14 protein-coding genes, 10 tRNA genes and 6 rRNA genes are annotated in these 25600 nt (G+C 41.6%); 5 read left to right on the plus strand and 25 right to left on the minus strand.

Features of this window, described 5'->3' with window-relative positions:
• Positions 1–122: 122 nt before the first annotated feature.
• The 12 genes from ACRYLU_RS11645 to rplM all read right to left on the minus strand — a co-directional run bounded on the left by ACRYLU_RS11645 (position 123) and on the right by rplM (position 6864).
• Positions 123–206 (minus strand) — tRNA-Leu (locus tag ACRYLU_RS11645).
• Positions 207–218: 12 nt separating this feature from the next.
• Positions 219–290, minus strand: a tRNA-Gln gene (locus ACRYLU_RS11650).
• A 7-nt stretch (positions 291–297) separates the two neighbouring features.
• Positions 298–370 (minus strand) — tRNA-His (locus ACRYLU_RS11655).
• 10 nt (positions 371–380) lie between these two features.
• Positions 381–451 (minus strand) — tRNA-Trp (locus tag ACRYLU_RS11660).
• Between the two features lie 6 nt (positions 452–457).
• Positions 458–538, minus strand: a tRNA-Tyr gene (locus ACRYLU_RS11665).
• Positions 539–573: 35 nt separating this feature from the next.
• Positions 574–646 (minus strand) — tRNA-Val (locus ACRYLU_RS11670).
• Positions 647–649: 3 nt separating this feature from the next.
• Positions 650–765: ribosomal RNA gene (gene rrf, locus ACRYLU_RS11675) — 5S ribosomal RNA — on the minus strand.
• Between the two features lie 83 nt (positions 766–848).
• A 23S ribosomal RNA gene (locus tag ACRYLU_RS11680) occupies positions 849–3749 on the minus strand.
• A gap of 138 nt (positions 3750–3887) precedes the next feature.
• A tRNA-Ala gene (locus ACRYLU_RS11685) sits at positions 3888–3960 on the minus strand.
• Between the two features lie 93 nt (positions 3961–4053).
• Positions 4054–5600: ribosomal RNA gene (locus ACRYLU_RS11690) — 16S ribosomal RNA — on the minus strand.
• Together the 16S, 23S and 5S rRNA genes with 7 tRNA genes alongside form the textbook arrangement of a ribosomal RNA operon.
• Before the next feature lie 405 nt (positions 5601–6005).
• Complete coding sequence (gene rpsI / locus ACRYLU_RS11695) at positions 6006–6398, minus strand: 30S ribosomal protein S9 (protein WP_004254378.1); 393 nt, start codon at positions 6396–6398, stop codon at positions 6006–6008.
• 19 nt (positions 6399–6417) lie between these two features.
• Positions 6418–6864 carry a 50S ribosomal protein L13 gene (gene rplM, locus ACRYLU_RS11700; RefSeq protein WP_010906417.1) on the minus strand — a complete coding sequence of 149 codons (447 nt, stop codon included), beginning with the start codon at positions 6862–6864 and terminating at the stop codon, positions 6418–6420.
• A gap of 369 nt (positions 6865–7233) precedes the next feature.
• Between rplM and ACRYLU_RS11705 the strand changes: the two genes are divergently transcribed.
• From ACRYLU_RS11705 to lepB, 4 genes are all read left to right on the plus strand, one after another.
• Positions 7234–8304: an ABC transporter permease gene (locus ACRYLU_RS11705; protein ID WP_445081389.1), complete on the plus strand. Its 1071-nt coding sequence runs from the start codon at positions 7234–7236 to the stop codon at positions 8302–8304.
• 8 nt (positions 8305–8312) lie between these two features.
• Positions 8313–8984, plus strand: coding sequence for an ABC transporter ATP-binding protein (locus ACRYLU_RS11710; RefSeq protein ID WP_021721837.1), 672 nt, complete (start codon positions 8313–8315; stop codon positions 8982–8984).
• Between the two features lie 144 nt (positions 8985–9128).
• The gene (gene rnhC / locus ACRYLU_RS11715; protein WP_445081028.1) at positions 9129–10007 is read left to right on the plus strand and encodes a ribonuclease HIII; all 879 of its coding nucleotides are present in this window, start codon (positions 9129–9131) and stop codon (positions 10005–10007) included.
• An 11-nt stretch (positions 10008–10018) separates the two neighbouring features.
• Positions 10019–10645 (plus strand): signal peptidase I, encoded by a 627-nt coding sequence (gene lepB, locus ACRYLU_RS11720; protein ID WP_021721835.1) that lies wholly within the window; start codon positions 10019–10021, stop codon positions 10643–10645.
• A 49-nt stretch (positions 10646–10694) separates the two neighbouring features.
• Here lepB and purR read toward each other — a convergent pair whose 3' ends face one another.
• The 4 genes from purR to rpsL all read right to left on the minus strand — a co-directional run bounded on the left by purR (position 10695) and on the right by rpsL (position 15148).
• Entirely contained in the window at positions 10695–11510 is an 816-nt protein-coding gene (gene purR / locus ACRYLU_RS11725; protein ID WP_010906422.1) for a pur operon repressor, read from the minus strand.
• Positions 11511–11854: 344 nt separating this feature from the next.
• Positions 11855–13984 carry an elongation factor G gene (gene fusA / locus ACRYLU_RS11730; protein ID WP_003129877.1) on the minus strand — a complete coding sequence of 710 codons (2130 nt, stop codon included), beginning with the start codon at positions 13982–13984 and terminating at the stop codon, positions 11855–11857.
• A gap of 264 nt (positions 13985–14248) precedes the next feature.
• The gene (rpsG, locus tag ACRYLU_RS11735; RefSeq protein WP_003129876.1) at positions 14249–14716 is read right to left on the minus strand and encodes a 30S ribosomal protein S7; all 468 of its coding nucleotides are present in this window, start codon (positions 14714–14716) and stop codon (positions 14249–14251) included.
• 18 nt (positions 14717–14734) lie between these two features.
• Positions 14735–15148 carry a 30S ribosomal protein S12 gene (rpsL, locus tag ACRYLU_RS11740; RefSeq protein WP_003129874.1) on the minus strand — a complete coding sequence of 138 codons (414 nt, stop codon included), beginning with the start codon at positions 15146–15148 and terminating at the stop codon, positions 14735–14737.
• 326 nt (positions 15149–15474) lie between these two features.
• Here rpsL and ACRYLU_RS11745 point away from each other — a divergent pair, with 326 nt between their 5' ends.
• Positions 15475–16782, plus strand: a complete 1308-nt coding sequence (locus ACRYLU_RS11745) for a serine hydrolase (protein WP_445081029.1) — start codon at positions 15475–15477, stop codon at positions 16780–16782.
• A 72-nt stretch (positions 16783–16854) separates the two neighbouring features.
• On the opposite strand, the gene ACRYLU_RS11750 is transcribed toward ACRYLU_RS11745, so the two are convergent.
• The 9 genes from ACRYLU_RS11750 to ACRYLU_RS11790 all read right to left on the minus strand — a co-directional run bounded on the left by ACRYLU_RS11750 (position 16855) and on the right by ACRYLU_RS11790 (position 24767).
• The gene (locus ACRYLU_RS11750) at positions 16855–17742 is read right to left on the minus strand and encodes a GRP family sugar transporter (RefSeq protein ID WP_003132622.1); all 888 of its coding nucleotides are present in this window, start codon (positions 17740–17742) and stop codon (positions 16855–16857) included.
• Between the two features lie 125 nt (positions 17743–17867).
• Positions 17868–18458: a tRNA (mnm(5)s(2)U34)-methyltransferase gene (locus tag ACRYLU_RS11755; RefSeq protein ID WP_445081030.1), complete on the minus strand. Its 591-nt coding sequence runs from the start codon at positions 18456–18458 to the stop codon at positions 17868–17870.
• A gap of 130 nt (positions 18459–18588) precedes the next feature.
• Positions 18589–19530, minus strand: coding sequence for a TIGR01212 family radical SAM protein (locus ACRYLU_RS11760; RefSeq protein ID WP_445081031.1), 942 nt, complete (start codon positions 19528–19530; stop codon positions 18589–18591).
• Between the two features lie 95 nt (positions 19531–19625).
• Positions 19626–19699 (minus strand) — tRNA-Asn (locus tag ACRYLU_RS11765).
• A 36-nt stretch (positions 19700–19735) separates the two neighbouring features.
• Positions 19736–19807, minus strand: a tRNA-Glu gene (locus ACRYLU_RS11770).
• 9 nt (positions 19808–19816) lie between these two features.
• Positions 19817–19932: ribosomal RNA gene (gene rrf, locus ACRYLU_RS11775) — 5S ribosomal RNA — on the minus strand.
• An 83-nt stretch (positions 19933–20015) separates the two neighbouring features.
• A 23S ribosomal RNA gene (locus ACRYLU_RS11780) occupies positions 20016–22916 on the minus strand.
• A 138-nt stretch (positions 22917–23054) separates the two neighbouring features.
• Positions 23055–23127: transfer RNA gene (locus tag ACRYLU_RS11785), tRNA-Ala, on the minus strand.
• Positions 23128–23220: 93 nt separating this feature from the next.
• Positions 23221–24767: ribosomal RNA gene (locus ACRYLU_RS11790) — 16S ribosomal RNA — on the minus strand.
• Positions 24768–25600 lie beyond the last annotated feature (833 nt).

Below are 25600 nucleotides of genomic sequence, written 5' to 3' on the forward strand. Positions count from 1 at the left end.
CGCATTTAATATAACAAAAAACTACTGAATTCAATAATTTTCAGTAGTTTTTTGTTAACTATAAAATAATCCAATTAATTATATAAAAAAAGCTAACAATAGGCATGTTAGCTTTTATGTTATGCCGAAGGCCGGGGTCGAACCGGCACTCCCGTGAAGGAACCAGATTTTGAGTCTGGCGCGTCTGCCTATTCCGCCACTTCGGCGAAACATAACAACTGGGGTAGCTGGATTCGAACCAACGCATGAGGGAGTCAAAGTCCCTTGCCTTACCGCTTGGCTATACCCCATTAAAAAGGCGGATGACGAGGATCGAACTCGCGAGTGCCGGCGCCACAAGCCGGTGTGTTAACCACTTCACCACATCCGCCATAATGAAACACGGGCAGCAGGAATTGAACCCACACTAAAGGTTTTGGAGACCTTTGTACTACCTTTATACGATGCCCGTTTTCTATGGAAGGGGAGGGATTCGAACCCCCGAACCCGAAGGAGCGGATTTACAGTCCGCCGCGTTTAGCCTCTTCGCTACCCTTCCAAACTCTTTATTCACTTAATGGCTGAAACAACCAATGGGAGTTAACGGGATCGAACCGCTGACCCTCTGCTTGTAAGGCAGATGCTCTCCCAGCTGAGCTAAACTCCCAAAACTTGGCCACTCGCCTATCTCCCAGGGGGCAACCCCCAAGTACTTCCGCCGTAGATGGACTTAACTTCTGTGTTCGACATGGGAACAGGTGTATCTCCATCGCAATGATGACCAAATCATTAAATGTTACCTTGAACATTCAAAACTAAATAACAATTCTTCTAACTTTTAAACCATAAGCCTATTATATTTGACTCTTTTGGTAAAGTCCTCGAGCGATTAGTACTGGTCCGCTCCAAGTCTCGCAACTCTTCCACTTCCAGCCTATCTACCAGATCATCTCTCTGGGCTCTTAATTCTTACGAATGGGTAATCTCATCTTGAGGTGGGCTTCGCACTTAGATGCTTTCAGCGCTTATCCCTTCCCTACATAGCTATCCAGCCGTGCTCCTGGCGGAACAACTGGTACACCAGCGGTAAGTCCATCCCGGTCCTCTCGTACTAAGGACAGATCCTCTCAAATTACCTACGCCCGCGACGGATAGGGACCGAACTGTCTCACGACGTTCTGAACCCAGCTCGCGTGCCGCTTTAATGGGCGAACAGCCCAACCCTTGGGACCGACTACAGCCCCAGGATGCGACGAGCCGACATCGAGGTGCCAAACCTCCCCGTCGATGTGAACTCTTGGGGGAGATAAGCCTGTTATCCCCAGGGTAGCTTTTATCCGTTGAGCGATGGCCCTTCCATGCGGTACCACCGGATCACTAAGTCCTAGTTTCCTACCTGCTCGAGTTGTAGCTCTCGCAGTCAAGCTGGCTTTTACCTTTACACTCTACGATTGATTTCCAACCAATCTGAGCCAACCTTTGAGCGCCTCCGTTACTCTTTAGGAGGCGACCGCCCCAGTCAAACTGTCCGTCAGACACTGTCTCCCTGGCCGATTATGCCAGCGGGTTAGAGTAACCATAAGTCAAGGGTAGTATCCCAACAACGCCTCAATAGAAACTAGCGTCCCTATTTCAATGGCTCCTACCTATCCTGTACATGACTTACAGGTACTCAATATCAAACTACAGTAAAGCTCCATGGGGTCTTTCCGTCCTGTCGCGGGTAACCTGCATCTTCACAGGTACTAAAATTTCACCGAGTCTCTCGTTGAGACAGTGCCCAAATCATTACGCCTTTCGTGCGGGTCGGAACTTACCCGACAAGGAATTTCGCTACCTTAGGACCGTTATAGTTACGGCCGCCGTTTACTGGGGCTTCAATTCATACCTTCGACTTACGTCTAAGCACTCCTCTTAACCTTCCAGCACCGGGCAGGCGTCACCCCCTATACATCACCTTGCGGTTTAGCAGAGAGCTGTGTTTTTGATAAACAGTTGCTTGGGCCTATTCACTGCGGCTGGCTTTTACACCAGCACCCCTTCTCCCGAAGTTACGGGGCTATTTTGCCGAGTTCCTTAACGAGAGTTCTCTCGATCACCTGAGGCTACTCGCCTCGACTACCTGTGTCGGTTTGCGGTACGGGTAGATATGACTTTACGCTAGAAGCTTTTCTTGGCAGTGTGACATCAGAGAGTTCGCAACCGTAGTTGCTTCCCCATCACAGCTCAATGTTAAAGAGAAATGCATTTGACACATCTCACACCTCACTGCTTAGACCAGAATCCATTAACTGGCATCTCTTAGCCTACTGCGTCCCTCCATCACGATCATATCTAGTACTGGAATATCAACCAGTTGTCCATCGACTACGCCTTTCGGCCTCGCCTTAGGTCCCGACTAACCCAGGGCGGACGAGCCTTCCCCTGGAAACCTTAGTCTTACGGTGGATAAGATTCTCACTTATCTTGCGCTACTCATACCGGCATTCTCACTTCTTAACGCTCCAGCACTCCTCACGGTATACCTTCATCGCGGTTAAGAACGCTCTCCTACCATTGATAAAATATCAATCCAAAGCTTCGGTAATATGTTTAGCCCCGGTACATTTTCGGCGCAGGGTCACTCGACTAGTGAGCTATTACGCACTCTTTGAATGATAGCTGCTTCTGAGCTAACATCCTAGTTGTCTGTGCAACCCCACATCCTTTTCCACTTAACATATATTTTGGGACCTTAGCTGTTGGTCTGGGCTGTTTCCCTTTCGACTACGGATCTTAGCACTCGCAGTCTGACTGCCGAACATGTGTATTAGCATTCGGAGTTTATCTGAGATTGGTAATCCTAGACGGACCCCTCACCCAAACAGTGCTCTACCTCCAATACACTTACATTTCGACGCTAGCCCTAAAGCTATTTCGGAGAGAACCAGCTATCTCCCAGTTCGTTTGGAATTTCTCCGCTATCCACAAGTCATCCAAACACTTTTCAACGTGTCCTGGTTCGGGCCTCCAGTGCGTCTTACCACACCTTCACCCTGCTCATGGATAGGTCACTAGGTTTCGGGTCTACATCATGATACTAAGTCGCCCTATTCAGACTCGGTTTCCCTACGGCTCCGTCTCTTCAACTTAACCTCGCATCATAACGTAACTCGCCGGTTCATTCTACAAAAGGCACGCTCTCACCCATTAACGGGCTCGAACTTCTTGTAGGCACACGGTTTCAGGTGCTATTTCACTCCCCTCTCGGGGTTCTTTTCACCTTTCCCTCACGGTACTGGTTCACTATCGGTCACTAAGGAGTATTTAGGGTTGGGAGATGGTCCTCCCGGATTCAAACTGGATTTCGCGTGTCCAGCCCTACTCAGGATACTGCTAGGTATAAGCGCTATTTCGTCTACGGGATTATTACCCTCTTTGATTAACCTTCCCAGGTTATTCGACTATAATGCTTAAGTCCACGTTGCAGTCCTACAACCCCAAGAAGCAAGCTTCTTGGTTTGCCCTTCTTCGCGTTCGCTCGCCGCTACTTACGAAATCGTTTTTACTTTCTCTTCCTGCAGGTACTTAGATGTTTCAGTTCTCTGCGTTACCTTTACATGAGCTATGTATTCACTCATGAATAACTGCTAGTAGCAGCTGGGTTTCCCCATTCGGAGACCTAGGGATCAAGGCGTACTTACTGCTCCCCCTAGAATATCGTCGTTAGTCACGTCCTTCATCGGCTCTTAGTGCCAAGGCATCCACCGTGCGCCCTTATTAACTTTGCCATGATGATTTATAATCATCGTTTTTCAAGTATAAGTTTGTAAATTCTTTAAAATTCACAGCTTTTGGTTTATTTATCGTTATTAGATATTGTTATTTAGTTTTCAATGTTCAAGTGATTTTAACGTCTTGTCTGACAATGGAGCCTAGCGGGATCGAACCGCTGACCTCCTGCGTGCAAAGCAGGCGCTCTCCCAGCTGAGCTAAGGCCCCACAATCAAGAATTTGATTCTTGCTTAGGTTTATCACTAAACCCCTCAAAACTGAATAAAGTTGAATGCTCACGTCTTTGTATATATTCCTTAGAAAGGAGGTGATCCAGCCGCACCTTCCGATACGGCTACCTTGTTACGACTTCACCCCAGTCATCGGTCTTACCTTAGGAAGCGCCCTCCTTGCGGTTAGGCAACCTACTTCGGGTACTCCCAACTCCCGTGGTGTGACGGGCGGTGTGTACAAGGCCCGGGAACGTATTCACCGCGGCGTGCTGATCCGCGATTACTAGCGATTCCGACTTCATGTAGGCGAGTTGCAGCCTACAATCCGAACTGAGAATGGTTTTAAGAGATTAGCTAAACATCACTGTCTCGCGACTCGTTGTACCATCCATTGTAGCACGTGTGTAGCCCAGGTCATAAGGGGCATGATGATTTGACGTCATCCCCACCTTCCTCCGGTTTATCACCGGCAGTCTCGTTAGAGTGCCCAACTTAATGATGGCAACTAACAATAGGGGTTGCGCTCGTTGCGGGACTTAACCCAACATCTCACGACACGAGCTGACGACAACCATGCACCACCTGTATCCCGTGTCCCGAAGGAACTTCCTATCTCTAGGAATAGCACGAGTATGTCAAGACCTGGTAAGGTTCTTCGCGTTGCTTCGAATTAAACCACATGCTCCACCGCTTGTGCGGGCCCCCGTCAATTCCTTTGAGTTTCAACCTTGCGGTCGTACTCCCCAGGCGGAGTGCTTATTGCGTTAGCTGCGATACAGAGAACTTATAGCTCCCTACATCTAGCACTCATCGTTTACGGCGTGGACTACCAGGGTATCTAATCCTGTTTGCTCCCCACGCTTTCGAGCCTCAGTGTCAGTTACAGGCCAGAGAGCCGCTTTCGCCACCGGTGTTCCTCCATATATCTACGCATTTCACCGCTACACATGGAATTCCACTCTCCTCTCCTGCACTCAAGTCTACCAGTTTCCAATGCATACAATGGTTGAGCCACTGCCTTTTACACCAGACTTAATAAACCACCTGCGCTCGCTTTACGCCCAATAAATCCGGACAACGCTCGGGACCTACGTATTACCGCGGCTGCTGGCACGTAGTTAGCCGTCCCTTTCTGGGTAGTTACCGTCACTTGATGAGCTTTCCACTCTCACCAACGTTCTTCTCTACCAACAGAGTTTTACGATCCGAAAACCTTCTTCACTCACGCGGCGTTGCTCGGTCAGACTTTCGTCCATTGCCGAAGATTCCCTACTGCTGCCTCCCGTAGGAGTTTGGGCCGTGTCTCAGTCCCAATGTGGCCGATCACCCTCTCAGGTCGGCTATGTATCATCGCCTTGGTGAGCCTTTACCTCACCAACTAGCTAATACAACGCGGGATCATCTTTGAGTGATGCAATTGCATCTTTCAAACTTAAAACTTGTGTTTAAAGTTGTTATGCGGTATTAGCATTCGTTTCCAAATGTTGTCCCCCGCTCAAAGGCAGATTCCCCACGCGTTACTCACCCGTTCGCTGCTCATCCAGTCGGTACAAGTACCAACCTTCAGCGCTCAACTTGCATGTATTAGGCACGCCGCCAGCGTTCGTCCTGAGCCAGGATCAAACTCTCAAATAAAGTATTTAAGTCACCTAGGTGACTGGCTTGTCTTTCATTATTGATTGACAGATTTTTGATGTATCTTACTACATCACATGAGTCATTCTTCTTTATTCAGTTTTCAATGGTCTAGCTTATCGCTTCAAGACCCTCGTCTCTTGCGACAACTATTATATTCTATCAAACCTACTTCTCATTGTCAAGAATTAACTGTGACTTTTATCCCTTTTTTTATCTTACATCCGGAAAACCCCGCGGTTGTCATGTTTTGAACTGTACATTTTTATAGAAAATGTAATTTATTAGTTTATTTATTTTTGTCATTTGGATATTTCGGGAGAGTTCACAGGTTTTTTAGGTGTAAACTTAATAAAAAAAGCACCTCCATACGGAAGTGCTTTAAACATTGATATATGAATAATATTAACGTTTTGAGAATTGTGATGCTTTGCGGGCTTTTTTGAGACCTGGTTTTTTACGTTCAACCATACGAGCGTCACGTGTAAGAAGTCCAGCGCGTTTCAAAGCGCTACGGAAGTCTGGATCTACTTGGAGCAATGCACGAGCGATTCCGTGACGGATAGCCCCTGCTTGACCTGATACTCCACCACCGTTTACGTTTACGAGTGTATCGTAGCTACCTTCTGTTTGTGTAGCTGCAAATGGTTGGTTGATAACGAGACGCATGTCTGCGTGTGGGATGTAGCTTTCTACTTCACGTCCGTTAACTGTGATTTTACCAGTACCAGGTACGAGACGTACGCGTGCTACTGCATTTTTACGACGGCCTGTGCCGGCATATTGTACTTGTGCCATTATGTTCGTTCCTTCCTGATTAAATCAAACCTGTGATGTCAAGGACTTCAGGTTTTTGAGCTGTATGTGTGTGTTCTGCGCCAACAAACACTTTAAGTTTCATGCCTTGAGCACGTCCAAGTGTGTTGTGTGGAAGCATACCTTTTACTGATTTTTCAATCAAACGTACAGCATTTTTTTCACGGAGTTCACCAGCAGTAACTGATTTCAATCCACCTGGGTGAAGTGAGTGTGAGTAATATACTTTATCAGTTGCTTTTTTACCAGTCAATTTGATTTTTTCAGCATTAACAACGATTACGAAATCACCTGTGTCAGTATGTGGTGTGTATGTTGGTTTGTTTTTTCCGCGAAGTACGCTTGCGACAACTGCAGAAAGACGTCCAAGAGGAACATCAGTTGCATCGACGACGTACCATTTACGGTCAACGTTTTGAGCGTTAGCCATGAATGTAGTTTTCATCATTTTGGTTATTTTCCTTTTACTAGAATTTGTTTACAGCAGGTGTAAGAGTCCTGCAAAGTATTTTTGGGTTTCCGGGGCCACAAAAATGGGGTAAACAATACCGTTTATCATCATATCATATTATTCCTGGGTTTGTCAAGACATTTTAGGGATTATATCCCCTTTATTTACTTCTTTTCGTGGATTATGTATTTTTTAGTTTTATATCCTTTCAAATGTTTCTTTGTGGTTTTTGCCACAAGCATTATGGTAGCACTTTCACTTGAACTATGATAGGCTTTTTTAAAAGGGGTTTATATAATACAAGTCCTTTTATTCAGTTAGTCCTCGGAAATTTGGGGGATTTATATAGAAAATAGGAGCTCAATGATGTTTTTAGCAATTAATGAAATTAAACATTCAAAATTAAGATATGCTCTCGTAATTGGTGTCATGTTTTTGATTTCCTATCTTGTATTTTTCTTATCTGGTTTAGCCTATGGTTTAGCCCAAGAAAATAGGATGGCAGTTGATAAATGGAAAGCAACTGATATTTTTTTATCTGAGAAAGCCAATGATTCTCTCAATATGTCAATGATTGATTCAGATATTGCCAGTCAGGTGAAGGCGAAAGAAAAGGCTGTTCTCGCTCAAACTGCTGGGATTGTTTATGATGCCAATGATGAAAGTAAAAAAAATAATGTCAGTTTTTTTGGAATTAATTCAAATGAATTTTTAAATCCCAATATTATGGAAGGAAGGGATTTTAAAAATAGGGGCGAGGTAGTGGCTGATATTAGTTTTAAAAATCAATATGATTATAAAGTTGGTGATAAAATTAAATTAGCAACCAATAATGAAGTAGTGACTATTGTTGGTTTTACAGATAATGCTAAATTCAATATTTCACCTGTGCTTTATACTTCTTTAGAAACTTTCCAACAAATTCGTTATGGTTCAAATTCCAATTTTCAACCTAAAACTACTTACAATGCTATCGTCACGCGCGGAAAAATTAGCCAACAGCCTAAAGGAATCCAAAAATTATCTATCAGTAAATTTATAGATAAACTTCCTGGTTATAGTGCACAAGTTTTGACCTTTGGTTTCATGATTGGCTTTCTAGTGGTTATTGCTGCGGTTGTCATTGGAATCTTTATTTATGTTCTGACAATGCAAAAAATAGCGATTTTTGGGGTAATGAAGGCTCAGGGAATTTCCAGTCGCTTTATTAGTAATTCTGTCATTGCTCAAACTTTTATTTTAGCTTTTAGTGGTGTATTAATTGGTTTGTTAGCCACTTTAGGTTCTGCCTTAATTTTACCAGAAGCCGTTCCTTTTCAAACAAATCTCCTCTTCTTTGGAGTGATTACCCTTTTAATGATTGTGGTTGCAATTGTGGGCGCTTTGTTCTCTGTCAGAGCAATTGTCAAAATTGATCCACTAAAAGCGATTGGATAGGAGAAATAATGAAAGCTATTGAATTAAAAAATGTCAAAAAATCTTTTAAGGATGGGGATGAAACAATAGAGGCTTTAAAAGAAACTAATTTCTCTGTTGATAAGGGTGAGTTTGTGGCAATCATTGGACCTTCAGGTTCTGGGAAAAGTACTTTACTTACTATTGCCGGCGGACTACAAAGTCCTTCTTCTGGGGAAATTTGGATTAATGGGCGAGCTTTAAATGAAAAAAAGGAGAAAGCACGCGCTAAGGTTCGTTTTGAAGAAATTGGTTTTATTTTACAAGCTTCTAATCTCGTGCCATTCTTAACGGTTAAGAAACAACTTCAACTGGTTGACAAGGTAAATAAGGCAAAAGAAAATAGAGCAGGATTAGACCTACTCAACCGTTTGGGGCTTGAGAAATTGGTGGATAAATATCCTGAGGAACTTTCTGGTGGAGAACGTCAACGGGTAGCTATTGTTCGTGCTTTATATAATGACCCTACAATCATTTTGGCTGATGAACCGACGGCAAGTTTGGATACTGAAAAAGCTTATGAAGTGGTTAAAATATTAGCTAAGGAAGCAAAAGAAAAAAATAAGGCAACAATTATGGTCACTCATGATTTACGTTTGGTTGATTATTGTGACAAAGTTTATCTGATGGAAGATGGGCGTTTAAGTGAGAAAGTTGACTAACTTTGAGGTCTTCGTATTTAGAATATGAAGACTTTTTTCATTATTTTACAACATGTTTGCTATAATAGATTCTAATAAGAAATTATTTTTAATAAATGGTCGGATTCTTATTCTAGAATAGCTAATTTATGGTAGAATGTTCTTATGAATATTGTTCTAAAATTAGAGACTAAAGAACGCCAACAGCTCGCTGAGAAATACAAATCCTATGAGCAAGTTTCCAAAAATCCTTACATCACTTTTTTTGCCAAGGTCGGGAAAACTTCTATCTCGGTTTACACTTCTGGAAAAGTTGTTTTTCAAGGAAACGAGGCTGAAAAATTAGCGAGTGACTTTGGTCATATTGCTCAAGTCGTTCCTCAAAAACAAGCAAATCTTATTGGGACTGACGAAGTGGGCAACGGGTCATATTTTGGTGGTTTAATGGTTACTGCTAGTTTTGTCAGTGAAGAAAACTTGAATTTTCTAAAGGAAATTGGAGTCGCTGATTCTAAAAAATTAACTGACGAAAAAATTTGTCAAATTGCTCCAAAATTGATTGATAAAATTCCACATGTTGCTTTAGTGGTTGAACCTGTCAAGTATAATGAGGTGATTGCTTCTGGTTATAATGCTGTCAGCATTAAAGTTGCTCTCCATAACCAAGCTATTTATCTTCTTGAAAAACAATTAGGTCATAAGCCTGAAAATATTGTTATTGATGCTTTTACAACGGAAGCAAATTATAAAAAATATGTTAATAAAGAGCAAAATCATCCGCTGACAAAGGTAACTTTACTGACAAAAGCTGAAGATCAGTTTCTGGCTGTTGCTGTCAGTTCAATTATTTCTCGTTATCTTTTTTTAGAGAATCTAAAAAACTTATCTAAAGAATCAGGTTTCACGTTACCCAGTGGGGCAGGAAATTTATCTGACAAAATTGCAGCACAAATTATCAAAAGTCAGGGAGTTGATGCTCTGAATCAGTTAGCAAAACTTCATTTTGCTAATACACAAAAAGCGATTAAAATCGCTCAATTATAGAAAGTAAAATTATGATGAAATTTTTAAAAGAGTGGGGATTATTTCTCTTTATAATTATCGCTATTCTTCTCTCCCGTGTCTTTCTTTGGTCACTTGTTGTTGTGGATGGTCATTCAATGGACCCAACTTTAGCTGACAAAGAACGTCTGGTTATTGTAAAAAAATCAACTATTAATCGTTTTGATATTGTTGTTGCCAAAGAAGAAACAGCCGATGGTTCAACTAAAGATATCGTGAAACGTGTCATTGGAATGCCCGGTGATACTATAAAATTTGACCATGACCAACTCACAATCAATAACAAAGTTTATCCAGAAAATTATCTCAAAGATTACCAAAAGCAACTTGCTGACGGTCAGTTGGAAAAAACTTACGGTACGTATCCTTTAACAAATGCACTCAGTGAACAAAACCGCAGTTTGTTTGTGAGTTTAGCTCAAAGTACCAAAGCATTTACCACTGATAGCACTGGTAACCCAACCTTTACAGTAAAAGTTCCTGAGGGACAATACTTCCTGATGGGAGATAATCGGGTAGTTTCTCAAGATAGTCGCGCAGTTGGAACTTTCAAACGTTCAGCAATTGTTGGTGAAGCGAAATTACGAGTGTGGCCACTCAACAAAATTTCTTTCTTTTAAGTGAATAAATAGAAAAAGTTACTGACAGAATATCCTGTCAGTAACTTTTTTATTTGTCATTAAATATATTTCCCAATTGAACATCAATTGAGCGGTTAGCAATGTCAATTCGATCAACTTTCAAGATTGATTTGTAATCATCAATCAATCGCTCACCTTTAAATGGTCCTTCAAGAAAAACGGCAACACCGGCAAGTAAACAATCAAATTCATGAACAAGACTTCTCATTCCATTGATTGTTCCTGCGCCTTTCATGAAGTCGTCAACGATCAAAACATTTTGACCAATTGAAAGACTCCGTTTGGATAAAGTCATATTTTCAACACGAGAGCTTGAGCCTGACATATAATTTACATTAAGCGTTGCTCCTTCGGTCACTTTAGGGTCACGACGAACAATTACGAAAGGAACATCTAGAATCTCAGCAACCGACTGAGCAATTGGAATCCCTTTTGTGGCAATAGTCATGACGACATCAACTTGCTTTTCATGATACTCATGAGCAATAATTTGACCGATTTTACGAAGATTTGATGGAGTACCCAAAATATCTGACAGATAAATATATCCTCCAGGTAAAATTCGATTTTCTTCACGTAAAAGTTCAGCAATTTCCTGACTCATTTCCAACGAACGTTCGTCAGTAATGTAAGGCGTAAACCGAACTCCTCCAAGGCTACCTGGGAAAGTTTCAACCAGACCTACTCCTTGGTTTTCAAAAACACGTTTGATAAATACTAAATCTTCTGAGATAGATGATTTGGCCACCTCATAATGTTTACTTAATTCATTTAAATTTAGCATTTGATTGGGATGATTAATTAAAAAATTTGTAAAATCAACTAAACGTTCGTTTCTTTTCATTTATTATCTCATCTCCTATTTGATAAGCTTATTATAGCATGGCATTTCCGAACATTCAAGTTTCACATGAAACAATTTTACTGACAGATTTCAGATTCATAAAATATTTTTCTGTCAGTAACCTTTCATTTTAAAATCAAAATAAAAAAGCAGTATCACTTAGATACTGCTTTCTCACTTTTAGGAGTAAAGTTATGAAAAATTTTTTGGAATAAATATATTATAGCTTCACTGACTTAATAGTTCATTAAGTCAAGATAAAGTGAAACTAAACCAAAAAATTTTGTCAGTAAAAAATAACCTGTCAGTACTGACAGGTTATCTCATATTTTTAAAATTAAAGCTTAGTCAGCGTTACGGCCGTTTTTAGCAATAATTTCTTCTTGTACTGATTTAGGTACGTCTGAATAGTGGTCAAATACCATCATGAAAGTACCACGTCCTTGTGTAGATGAACGGAGAGTAGTTGCGTAACCGAACATTTCAGCAAGTGGAACGAAAGCATTAACGATTTGTGATTTACCGTGAGCTTCCATTGAGTTAACTTGACCACGACGAGCAGTCACGTGACCCATGATATCTCCAAGGTTTTCTTCAGGAACAGTGATTGTAACTTTCATCATTGGTTCAAGAATCGCTGGTTTCGCAGTTTTAGCAGCTTCTTTCATTGCAAGAGAAGCGGCAACCTTGAAGGCAGTTTCTGATGAATCGACATCATGGTATGAACCATCATAAAGTTTAGCTTTAATGTCAACCATTGGGTATCCAGCAAGGACACCGTTAGCCATAGTTTCTACCAAACCTTTTTCAACGGCTGGTACGAATTCACGAGGAACGACACCACCGACGATAGCATTTTCAAATTCAAATCCAGCGCCTTCTTCGTTAGGTGTGAATTCGATCCATACGTCACCGTATTGACCTTTACCACCTGATTGACGTTTGAAGAATCCACGTGCTGAAGTTCCAGCGCGGAATGTTTCACGGTAAGCAACTTGAGGCGCACCAACGTTTGCTTCAACTTTGAATTCACGTTTCATACGGTCAACAAGAACGTCCAAGTGAAGTTCACCCATACCAGAGATAACTGTTTCACCAGTTTCTGGGTTTGTTTCAACACGGAAAGTTGGATCTTCTTCAGCCAATTTTTGAAGGGCAACACCCATCTTATCTTGGTCAGCTTTAGTTTTAGGTTCAACCATCAATTGGATAACTGGTTCTGGAACTTCAATTGATTCAAGGATGATTTTAGCTTTTTCATCTGTCAATGAGTCACCAGTTGTTGTATTTTTCAAACCAACAGCAGCAGCGATATCCCCAGCGTAAACTGTTTGGATTTCTTTACGAGTGTTAGCGTGCATTTGAAGAATACGTCCGATACGTTCACGTTTACCTTTTGAAGTGTTCAAAACGTATGAACCAGCATCAAGTGTACCTGAGTAAACACGGAAGAATGAAAGACGTCCAACAAATGGGTCAGTCATGATTTTGAAAGCAAGAGCTGCAAATGGTTCTTCATCTGAAGCTGGGCGTTCGTCTTCTTCGTCTGTATCTGGATTAACACCTTGGATAGCAGGGATATCAAGTGGGCTTGGAAGGTAGTCAATAACTGCATCAAGCATCATTTGAACACCTTTGTTCTTGAAGGCAGAACCAGCAAGCATTGGGTAGAAATCAACATTGATTGTTGCTTTACGGATAGCAGCTTTAAGTTCTGCTTCTGGAATTTCTTCACCAGCAAAATATTTTTCCATGATATCTTCATCGAAATCAGCAATGGCTTCGATGAGTTTTTCACGCCATTCGTTTGCAAGTTCTGTGTATTCTTCAGCATTGAAGTCCAAAGCCGCCAATTCAGCGTTAAATTCGTCTGAACCTACAACAGTTTCTTTAATATCTGTACCAAGGTCGTTAGTATAGATTTCAGATTTCATAGTTACCAAGTCAATGATACCGATGAAGTCATCTTCTGCACCAATTGGAATTTGGATTGGATGAGCATTAGCACCCAAACGATCTCCCAAAGTAGAAAGTGAGTAGTAGAAATCAGCACCGATTTTGTCCATTTTGTTAGCAAAAACGATACGCGGAACACCGTATTCAGTCGCTTGACGCCATACAGTTTCTGTTTGTGGTTCAACACCTGATTGAGCATCAAGAACAGTAACAGCACCATCAAGAACACGGAGTGAACGTTGTACTTCGATTGTGAAGTCCACGTGACCTGGTGTGTCAATGATATTTACGCGGTTACCTTTCCATTCAGCAGTTGTTGCTGCAGATGTGATTGTGATACCACGTTCTTGTTCTTGCTCCATCCAGTCCATTTGTGATGCACCTTCGTGAGTTTCACCGATTTTATGGATTTTACCAGTGTAGTAAAGAACACGTTCAGTTGTTGTTGTTTTACCAGCATCGACGTGGGCCATGATACCGATATTACGTGTATTAGCAAGTGAAAATTCGCGAGCCATTTTGTTCTCCTATTTGATTTTAGTCATGAGAATTTCTCATTAGTTTTATTGTATCAAATTAATGTTAAAAAATTAAAACAAAACCGAGCAGGCGAGGAGCCCAAGCCCGGTAATGTTCGTTTTTACATCAATTCGATGTTACTTTACAATCTTTAAGACTGATCGTAAAATTTATTTGCTAAGCAGAAGCGAAAAAGAAGGTTCCGAAGCGTACTAGAGTACGCAAGGGTTCTTCTGACAAAGCAGCTGCAAAGCAAATAGATTTTACCAGCGGAAGTGAGCGAACGCACGGTTAGCTTCAGCCATTTTGTGAGTATCTTCACGTTTTTTGACTGCTGCACCTGTGTTGTTAGCTGCATCCAAGATTTCTTTTGCAAGACGATCTTGCATTGTGTGTTCACCACGGTTACGAGCGATTGTTACCAACCAACGAAGTCCAAGAGTTGTACGACGTTCTGGACGAACTTCAACTGGGACTTGATAGTTAGAACCACCGACACGACGAGCGCGAACTTCAAGAACTGGCATGATGTTTTCCATAGCAGTTTCGAAGACTTCGAGTGGGTTGTTTCCAGTAGCTTCTTCAATTTGTTTGAAGGCACCGTAAACGATTTGAGCCGCAACACCACGTTTACCATCAAGCATAACGCGGTTGATAAGACGAGTTACGACGATTGAGTTGTACATTGGATCTGCCAAAACTTCACGTTTTGGGGCACGATTTTTACGCATTCTTACTTATCTCCCTTCTTAAGCTTTTGGTTTTTTAGCACCGTATTTAGAACGGCTTTGTTTACGGTCAGCAACACCTGCAGTATCAAGTGCACCACGAACGATGTGGTAACGTACCCCTGGAAGGTCTTTTACACGTCCACCACGAAGAAGTACAACACTGTGTTCTTGGAGGTTATGTCCGATACCTGGGATGTACGCTGTTACTTCCATAAGGTTTGAAAGACGTACACGCGCGAATTTACGAAGCGCTGAGTTAGGTTTTTTAGGAGTCATAGTACCAACACGAGTTGCTACTCCACGTTTTTGTGGGCTTGCAAGTTTAGTTTGTACTTTTTTACGGCTGTTGTAGCCAACGTTCATTGCTGGTGATTTAGATTTAGTCACTTGAGCACGACGTGGTTTGCGTACCAATTGGTTAATTGTAGGCATTTTACTGTCTGCTTTTTGTATTTTTCCACATTTTATGCGAAGCGATGAGAAATACAAAAGCATTCCTTTCTTTTTATTGGATGGCGAATCGCCAATTTTTTAGTCAGTATATGGTCGCTTAAGCCAAGTTCTGACAAGAAGTTTAGCAACTTATACAAGTTCTCCTGAGAGTCCAAAGTAAAAAGTACCGTTTAATATAATATCATTTTTTATAACCATTGTCAATCTATTTTTTAGAATTGATTTTGAAAAAATAAAACTATTTCATCATCTATCAAGTTTTGAATCTATTGTACCTTACGATGAGACTATGGTATAATCGAATCATGAAAAAAATTGCAATTATTTTTTGTAGTTTCCTGATTAGTCTGTCAGCCCTTTCGGGCTTTTCAGTCAGTGCCGCTACGACTCCAACGACAAATGACTTTACGGTTGCTGCTAAATCAGCAATTGCTATTGATGCCTCAAGTGGTAAAATTTTATACGCACAAAATGCTGATGATGCAAGCACTCGCATTGCCTCTATCACAAAATTACTGACAGCCTATTTGGTTTACAAAAATGTAGCTGAGAATAAATTGACTTGGAATACTAAAGTTCCTATTTCAGATTATGCTTATGAATTAACTCAAAATTCTAATGCTTCCAATATTCCCCTTGCTCAAAACGGTCAATATACTGTCAAAGATTTATTGAATGCTTTACTTCTTCCGTCAGCAAATTCTGCTGCTGTCGCTTTAGCTGAAAAAATTGCTGGTTCAGAACCAAAATTTGTTGATATGATGACAAAACAAATGAAAGACTGGGGAATTACTGACAGCCATCTCGTCAATGCTTCTGGCTTACCAAATGATGATTTAAACGGTCATATTTATCCAGGGTCTGGTGCCTCAGCAACAAACACAATGAGCGCAAAGGCTGTAGCAACACTTAGTTATCATCTTATTCAAGATTTCCCAGAAATTCTTCAAATCACTAAAAAAACAGAAATTCCTTTTGATACCGGCAATGAAGCAAAGATGACCTTAACTAATACCAATCAAATGCTTAGTGGTTTTTCTACTTCAAGAACTGGTGTGGATGGTTTGAAAACAGGTTCAACAAGTTTTCAAATTGACTGTTTTGCTGGAACAACAAATCAAAACGGTTTTAGAATCATTACGGTTGTTTTAGAAGCTACAGATCCTGCTGCTGACAACTCAACTCCTTTCACCCTCACAAATCAACTGATGAACTATGTTTATGGGCATTGGCGTACGACCAGTCTTGTGCAAAAAAACCAATCCTTAGATGATTTTAAAGAAATTGCTGTGACTGATGGAAAAGAAAAATCTGTTCAACTCGTTGCTCCACAAAATATCACTCCCGTTGTTCCTTATGCTACAGATGGTAGTGCAGATACAAAATCACTGACAGTCAAATTTAGTAAGAAAAAAACAGCCTCAGTTGAAGCAACTGTGACTAAAAGCCAAAAACTTGTCACTCTTTCTACTACGGTAAAGGATAGTTTAGGCTATCTTCCAAATTGTACAGCAGAACAAATTCCATTGGTTGCCAAGAAAACTGTCCCTCGTAGTAGTGCTCCAAAGGTTTTTTGGAATCATTTTGTAAATTTTGTTAATGAAAAACTCTAAAATTTTACTGACCGAAAAGCTGTAAGTAAATTAGCTTATAAAAAAGCCGTCAATTTACTGACAGCTTTTTTATTATCCTTTAGATTTTACAATTGCAAGTAAAATTGCACCTGTTACGAATAAAACAATCCCAATTCCAACATAAACCAATTCTTTTTTGGTTTTCTTTTCACCAAGGAAGAGAATTCCTCCAATAGTTGAAATGATGACACCTAATTGCGAGAATGAAAAGGCAATTGCGTTACCAGCAGCGCTTGCAGCCATAAGCATAAAGATATTACCTACACCCCACATTGCTCCAACAATCATATTTTGATAAACATATTTTTCCATTTTAATTTTGAAACGACCCATTACAAGTGCTCCAAAAATCATTCCAACTGACATTGGCAAGATAATTGTCAATGTATCAAAATGAACATTGAACCAAAGTACTGCTAAATTATTGAAAAGAATAACATAGATAACATATCCCAAAGTTGAGTAAGTTAAAGCAGTCAATCCTTTAGTATAATTACGTCCTTCTTCAACAACTGCATTTTCTGGGTCACGTTTAGCTGAGAAATAGAACCCAACTACCAAAACAGCCATCGCAATAAATCCGAGAATAAATTGAATTTGTTTTGTCCATTCGTGGAAAGCAAAAACCCCAATCAATCCACCAATTACTAATTGACTTCCTGATGAAAGTGGACTTGCTACTGAAACACCCATGTATTTCATTGAATTAAACTGACCAAATTGTCCAATTGCCCAAAGCAATCCACCAATAAATCCAATTAAGAAAATTTGCCATGTCAACGTTGGCATGCGGAATAAGAAAACAATAAGTGCAAAAACAAAAGCGCCCAAAGTCATTCCAAGTGTTTGTTGTTTAGCATCACCACCAAATTTATTAGCTACAAATCCGATAGAACCCCAAGCAAACATTGGAACAAGCGCGAGAAGAACTCCTTGCATGTGTATATTTACCTCTTTAAAATATTTTTTTACTTAAAAAAATAAGCATTTCTCTATTTTACTCTTTTTTTTGGAAAAAACAAGAGATAAAAGAATACATAAGATTCATAACTGTTCAAGTAAATTTATTTTCTTTTTTCGATTAGAACTAAAATTGGCGGCGTATGAATTTGGTTAAGAGGTGCATAAGAAGTCACTTCCCAGTCCTTTTGTGGCAAACTAGAAGTCCACTTAATAACGGCATCTTTTTCTTCCATTCCCCCCTCATGACCGTAATAAATCATAATCGCAATTCTTCCACCTACAACTAACTGATTAGTCAAAGCTTCTAGAGCGGTCAAAGTGGTATCTGCCTTTGTAACCACACTTTTATCAGTTTTTGGTAAATATCCAAGATTAAAAATAGCTGCTTTGATTGGCTCTTTGACGTATTCAGAAAGCTTTTCATGACCAGACAAAACTAGATTTACTGACGGCTCTGTCAGTAAATTCGAGAGATTTTTTTCAAATATTTGATTCTTTATTCCAGCATCATCTAAACGTTTTTCAGTTGCATTTAGCGCTTCTTCTTGCACATCAAAAGCATATACATTCGCCCCTAATTCCGCTAAAAATTGAGTATCATAACCATTCCCCATCGTTGCATCCACCACAACATCATTAGTGTTGATGATGTCTTTCAACATCCAGTGAGCCATTTCTAACTGTTTTAACATTTATTTCCTCATCACTTTCTAATTATTTTTATATACCAATTTCAGTTTTACTGACAGATTTTCAATTTCTTTCCTATTATAACACCAAATTCAATAGAAAAGAGATGAATAAAAATTCACCTCCTGTCAGTTAAAATGTAATTAGCTCACTAAGCCGAACATCTTTACAACCTTGAACACTTCCTCGCCGTTCCATTTCAGCATCAATACTATTCAAAACTTCCCACTTTTTTAAAGACCACATAGGTCCAATAATTAAATCCCGCGGAGCATCTCCTGTTAAACGATGAATAACAATTTCTTTTGGAATCATCTCTAGTTGGTCACAAATCACTTTTACATATTCTTCTTGCGACATCAGCTGTAATTTTCCTTCATGATAATCACGTTGCAAACGAGTTTGCTTCATCAAATGAAGTAAATGTAATTTCACACCTTGAATATCAGAATCTAAAACCATTCGTCGAACATTTTCTAACATCATCTCACTAGTTTCTCCAGGTAAACCATTGATTAAGTGAGTACAAACATTAATATTATGAACCCTCAATCGCTTCACCGCATCTACATAGGTTTCATAATCATGAGCTCGATTAATCAAATCTGATGTTTCTTCATAAGTAGTCTGCAAACCCAAATCAATCCAAACTTCCATTCGACGATTTAATTCTGCCAAGTAATCTACAACGTCATCTGGTAAACAGTCAGGACGAGTACCAATTGAAATACCTACAACATCTGGTTGGTTTACCGCTTGTTCAAAACGCTCTCTCAGTACTTCAACAGGGGCGTGAGTATTAGTGAAATTTTGAAAATAAACAATATATTTCTTCACTCCAGGCCACTTTTTATGAAATTGAGCCACTTCGGCAGCAAATTGGTCCGCAATTGGAGCTTCTGGCTCCAAAATCATGTCCCCTGAACCAGATACTGTACAAAAAGTACATCCACCATGAGCAACCGTACCATCCCGATTAGGGCAGTCAAAACCAGCATCAATAGGAACTTTAAATATTTTTTCACCAAAATTGGTTCGCAAATATTCATTCCAAGTTGTATATCTCTTTTGCATTCTATATCATCTCTCCGTTTATCAAATTATATCAAAATTTCTTAAACATTTTCTATATTTATAATAAAAAAAGAGACCCGTAGGTCTCTTAAAAGCTGCGGATGTCAGACTCGAACTGACGACATCATGATTAACAGTCATGCGCTACTACCAACTGAGCTAATCCGCAATAACATAAAACTCGGTTCCCCGAGTTTTAATAATATAGTCCGTACGGGATTCGAACCCGTGTTACCGCCGTGAAAAGGCGGTGTCTTAACCCCTTGACCAACGGACCATACTTTCAACTTGGCCACTCGCCTATCTCCCAGGGGGCAACCCCCAAGTACTTCCGCCGTAGATGGACTTAACTTCTGTGTTCGACATGGGAACAGGTGTATCTCCATCGCAATGATGACCAAATCATTAAATGTTACCTTGAACATTCAAAACTAAATAACAATTCTTCTAACTTTTAAACCATAAGCCTATTATATTTGACTCTTTTGGTAAAGTCCTCGAGCGATTAGTACTGGTCCGCTCCAAGTCTCGCAACTCTTCCACTTCCAGCCTATCTACCAGATCATCTCTCTGGGCTCTTAATTCTTACGAATGGGTAATCTCATCTTGAGGTGGGCTTCGCACTTAGATGCTTTCAGCGCTTATCCCTTCCCTACATAGCTATCCAGCCGTGCTCCTGGCGGAACAACTGGTACACCAGCGGTAAGTCCATCCCGGTCCTCTCGTACTAAGGACAGATCCTCTCAAATTACCTACGCCCGCGACGGATAGGGACCGAACTGTCTCACGACGTTCTGAACCCAGCTCGCGTGCCGCTTTAATGGGCGAACAGCCCAACCCTTGGGACCGACTACAGCCCCAGGATGCGACGAGCCGACATCGAGGTGCCAAACCTCCCCGTCGATGTGAACTCTTGGGGGAGATAAGCCTGTTATCCCCAGGGTAGCTTTTATCCGTTGAGCGATGGCCCTTCCATGCGGTACCACCGGATCACTAAGTCCTAGTTTCCTACCTGCTCGAGTTGTAGCTCTCGCAGTCAAGCTGGCTTTTACCTTTACACTCTACGATTGATTTCCAACCAATCTGAGCCAACCTTTGAGCGCCTCCGTTACTCTTTAGGAGGCGACCGCCCCAGTCAAACTGTCCGTCAGACACTGTCTCCCTGGCCGATTATGCCAGCAGGTTAGAGTAACCATAAGTCAAGGGTAGTATCCCAACAACGCCTCAATAGAAACTAGCGTCCCTATTTCAATGGCTCCTACCTATCCTGTACATGACTTACAGGTACTCAATATCAAACTACAGTAAAGCTCCATGGGGTCTTTCCGTCCTGTCGCGGGTAACCTGCATCTTCACAGGTACTAAAATTTCACCGAGTCTCTCGTTGAGACAGTGCCCAAATCATTACGCCTTTCGTGCGGGTCGGAACTTACCCGACAAGGAATTTCGCTACCTTAGGACCGTTATAGTTACGGCCGCCGTTTACTGGGGCTTCAATTCATACCTTCGACTTACGTCTAAGCACTCCTCTTAACCTTCCAGCACCGGGCAGGCGTCACCCCCTATACATCACCTTGCGGTTTAGCAGAGAGCTGTGTTTTTGATAAACAGTTGCTTGGGCCTATTCACTGCGGCTGGCTTTTACACCAGCACCCCTTCTCCCGAAGTTACGGGGCTATTTTGCCGAGTTCCTTAACGAGAGTTCTCTCGATCACCTGAGGCTACTCGCCTCGACTACCTGTGTCGGTTTGCGGTACGGGTAGATATGACTTTACGCTAGAAGCTTTTCTTGGCAGTGTGACATCAGAGAGTTCGCAACCGTAGTTGCTTCCCCATCACAGCTCAATGTTAAAGAGAAATGCATTTGACACATCTCACACCTCACTGCTTAGACCAGAATCCATTAACTGGCATCTCTTAGCCTACTGCGTCCCTCCATCACGATCATATCTAGTACTGGAATATCAACCAGTTGTCCATCGACTACGCCTTTCGGCCTCGCCTTAGGTCCCGACTAACCCAGGGCGGACGAGCCTTCCCCTGGAAACCTTAGTCTTACGGTGGATAAGATTCTCACTTATCTTGCGCTACTCATACCGGCATTCTCACTTCTTAACGCTCCAGCACTCCTCACGGTATACCTTCATCGCGGTTAAGAACGCTCTCCTACCATTGATAAAATATCAATCCAAAGCTTCGGTAATATGTTTAGCCCCGGTACATTTTCGGCGCAGGGTCACTCGACTAGTGAGCTATTACGCACTCTTTGAATGATAGCTGCTTCTGAGCTAACATCCTAGTTGTCTGTGCAACCCCACATCCTTTTCCACTTAACATATATTTTGGGACCTTAGCTGTTGGTCTGGGCTGTTTCCCTTTCGACTACGGATCTTAGCACTCGCAGTCTGACTGCCGAACATGTGTATTAGCATTCGGAGTTTATCTGAGATTGGTAATCCTAGACGGACCCCTCACCCAAACAGTGCTCTACCTCCAATACACTTACATTTCGACGCTAGCCCTAAAGCTATTTCGGAGAGAACCAGCTATCTCCCAGTTCGTTTGGAATTTCTCCGCTATCCACAAGTCATCCAAACACTTTTCAACGTGTCCTGGTTCGGGCCTCCAGTGCGTCTTACCACACCTTCACCCTGCTCATGGATAGGTCACTAGGTTTCGGGTCTACATCATGATACTAAGTCGCCCTATTCAGACTCGGTTTCCCTACGGCTCCGTCTCTTCAACTTAACCTCGCATCATAACGTAACTCGCCGGTTCATTCTACAAAAGGCACGCTCTCACCCATTAACGGGCTCGAACTTCTTGTAGGCACACGGTTTCAGGTGCTATTTCACTCCCCTCTCGGGGTTCTTTTCACCTTTCCCTCACGGTACTGGTTCACTATCGGTCACTAAGGAGTATTTAGGGTTGGGAGATGGTCCTCCCGGATTCAAACTGGATTTCGCGTGTCCAGCCCTACTCAGGATACTGCTAGGTATAAGCGCTATTTCGTCTACGGGATTATTACCCTCTTTGATTAACCTTCCCAGGTTATTCGACTATAATGCTTAAGTCCACGTTGCAGTCCTACAACCCCAAGAAGCAAGCTTCTTGGTTTGCCCTTCTTCGCGTTCGCTCGCCGCTACTTACGAAATCGTTTTTACTTTCTCTTCCTGCAGGTACTTAGATGTTTCAGTTCTCTGCGTTACCTTTACATGAGCTATGTATTCACTCATGAATAACTGCTAGTAGCAGCTGGGTTTCCCCATTCGGAGACCTAGGGATCAAGGCGTACTTACTGCTCCCCCTAGAATATCGTCGTTAGTCACGTCCTTCATCGGCTCTTAGTGCCAAGGCATCCACCGTGCGCCCTTATTAACTTTGCCATGATGATTTATAATCATCGTTTTTCAAGTATAAGTTTGTAAATTCTTTAAAATTCACAGCTTTTGGTTTATTTATCGTTATTAGATATTGTTATTTAGTTTTCAATGTTCAAGTGATTTTAACGTCTTGTCTGACAATGGAGCCTAGCGGGATCGAACCGCTGACCTCCTGCGTGCAAAGCAGGCGCTCTCCCAGCTGAGCTAAGGCCCCACAATCAAGAATTTGATTCTTGCTTAGGTTTATCACTAAACCCCTCAAAACTGAATAAAGTTGAATGCTCACGTCTTTGTATATATTCCTTAGAAAGGAGGTGATCCAGCCGCACCTTCCGATACGGCTACCTTGTTACGACTTCACCCCAGTCATCGGTCTTACCTTAGGAAGCGCCCTCCTTGCGGTTAGGCAACCTACTTCGGGTACTCCCAACTCCCGTGGTGTGACGGGCGGTGTGTACAAGGCCCGGGAACGTATTCACCGCGGCGTGCTGATCCGCGATTACTAGCGATTCCGACTTCATGTAGGCGAGTTGCAGCCTACAATCCGAACTGAGAATGGTTTTAAGAGATTAGCTAAACATCACTGTCTCGCGACTCGTTGTACCATCCATTGTAGCACGTGTGTAGCCCAGGTCATAAGGGGCATGATGATTTGACGTCATCCCCACCTTCCTCCGGTTTATCACCGGCAGTCTCGTTAGAGTGCCCAACTTAATGATGGCAACTAACAATAGGGGTTGCGCTCGTTGCGGGACTTAACCCAACATCTCACGACACGAGCTGACGACAACCATGCACCACCTGTATCCCGTGTCCCGAAGGAACTTCCTATCTCTAGGAATAGCACGAGTATGTCAAGACCTGGTAAGGTTCTTCGCGTTGCTTCGAATTAAACCACATGCTCCACCGCTTGTGCGGGCCCCCGTCAATTCCTTTGAGTTTCAACCTTGCGGTCGTACTCCCCAGGCGGAGTGCTTATTGCGTTAGCTGCGATACAGAGAACTTATAGCTCCCTACATCTAGCACTCATCGTTTACGGCGTGGACTACCAGGGTATCTAATCCTGTTTGCTCCCCACGCTTTCGAGCCTCAGTGTCAGTTACAGGCCAGAGAGCCGCTTTCGCCACCGGTGTTCCTCCATATATCTACGCATTTCACCGCTACACATGGAATTCCACTCTCCTCTCCTGCACTCAAGTCTACCAGTTTCCAATGCATACAATGGTTGAGCCACTGCCTTTTACACCAGACTTAATAAACCACCTGCGCTCGCTTTACGCCCAATAAATCCGGACAACGCTCGGGACCTACGTATTACCGCGGCTGCTGGCACGTAGTTAGCCGTCCCTTTCTGGGTAGTTACCGTCACTTGATGAGCTTTCCACTCTCACCAACGTTCTTCTCTACCAACAGAGTTTTACGATCCGAAAACCTTCTTCACTCACGCGGCGTTGCTCGGTCAGACTTTCGTCCATTGCCGAAGATTCCCTACTGCTGCCTCCCGTAGGAGTTTGGGCCGTGTCTCAGTCCCAATGTGGCCGATCACCCTCTCAGGTCGGCTATGTATCATCGCCTTGGTGAGCCTTTACCTCACCAACTAGCTAATACAACGCGGGATCATCTTTGAGTGATGCAATTGCATCTTTCAAACTTAAAACTTGTGTTTAAAGTTGTTATGCGGTATTAGCATTCGTTTCCAAATGTTGTCCCCCGCTCAAAGGCAGATTCCCCACGCGTTACTCACCCGTTCGCTGCTCATCCAGTCGGTACAAGTACCAACCTTCAGCGCTCAACTTGCATGTATTAGGCACGCCGCCAGCGTTCGTCCTGAGCCAGGATCAAACTCTCAAATAAAGTATTTAAGTCACCTAGGTGACTGGCTTGTCTTTCATTATTGATTGACAGATTTTTGATGTATCTTACTACATCACATGAGTCATTCTTCTTTATTCAGTTTTCAATGGTCTAGCTTATCGCTTCAAGACCCTCGTCTCTTGCGACAACTATTATATTCTATCAAACCTACTTCTCATTGTCAAGAATTAACTGTGACTTTTATCCCTTTTTTTATCTTACGTTCGCTTTTTCCCGCTCCTGTATTCGCTTTATTTCATGCCACCACTGATTTTCATTACTTTTTATTTTTTAATAGGATAAGGTACTTATTTTAATCTTCCTAACCTTCTGAGAATAAAAATCTTTGATTTCTCACGTAGAAATGATGTTTTTAAGCATAACTAAATTTTTATTATAAATAGTAGAAAATTGAATTCTCTTTTGTTTTGTAGTAAATAGTTCGTCTCCATATTCCGTCTTTATATAGTAGAAAACTTAAAATTTAACAATTCATTTTCAAATTCTTTGATTTTATTACATTAGAGATAAAATATCCCCAAAGATAAAAATGATTGTCTAAAAGCTGTGGTAAATTTTTCTTAATTTTTTCTTTTTCCACAGGAAATAATCTATAAATTTAACTTTTTTTGATTTGTGGATAAGTCTGTGTGCATTTGATATTCCTTATCTTTTCCTGTGGATAAGAAAACTTTTACACATTATCCACAGTTTTGTTAATAACTTTTTCTTATGGTGGAAAACTTTCTTTTGTTAATTTCAACAGACTGTGGAAAAATATAAAGTGAAATGATATAATGAGTTATCAACAAACTAAAAAGTAAAGGAGTAAT

The organism is Lactococcus sp. KTH0-1S, assembly GCF_052544945.1.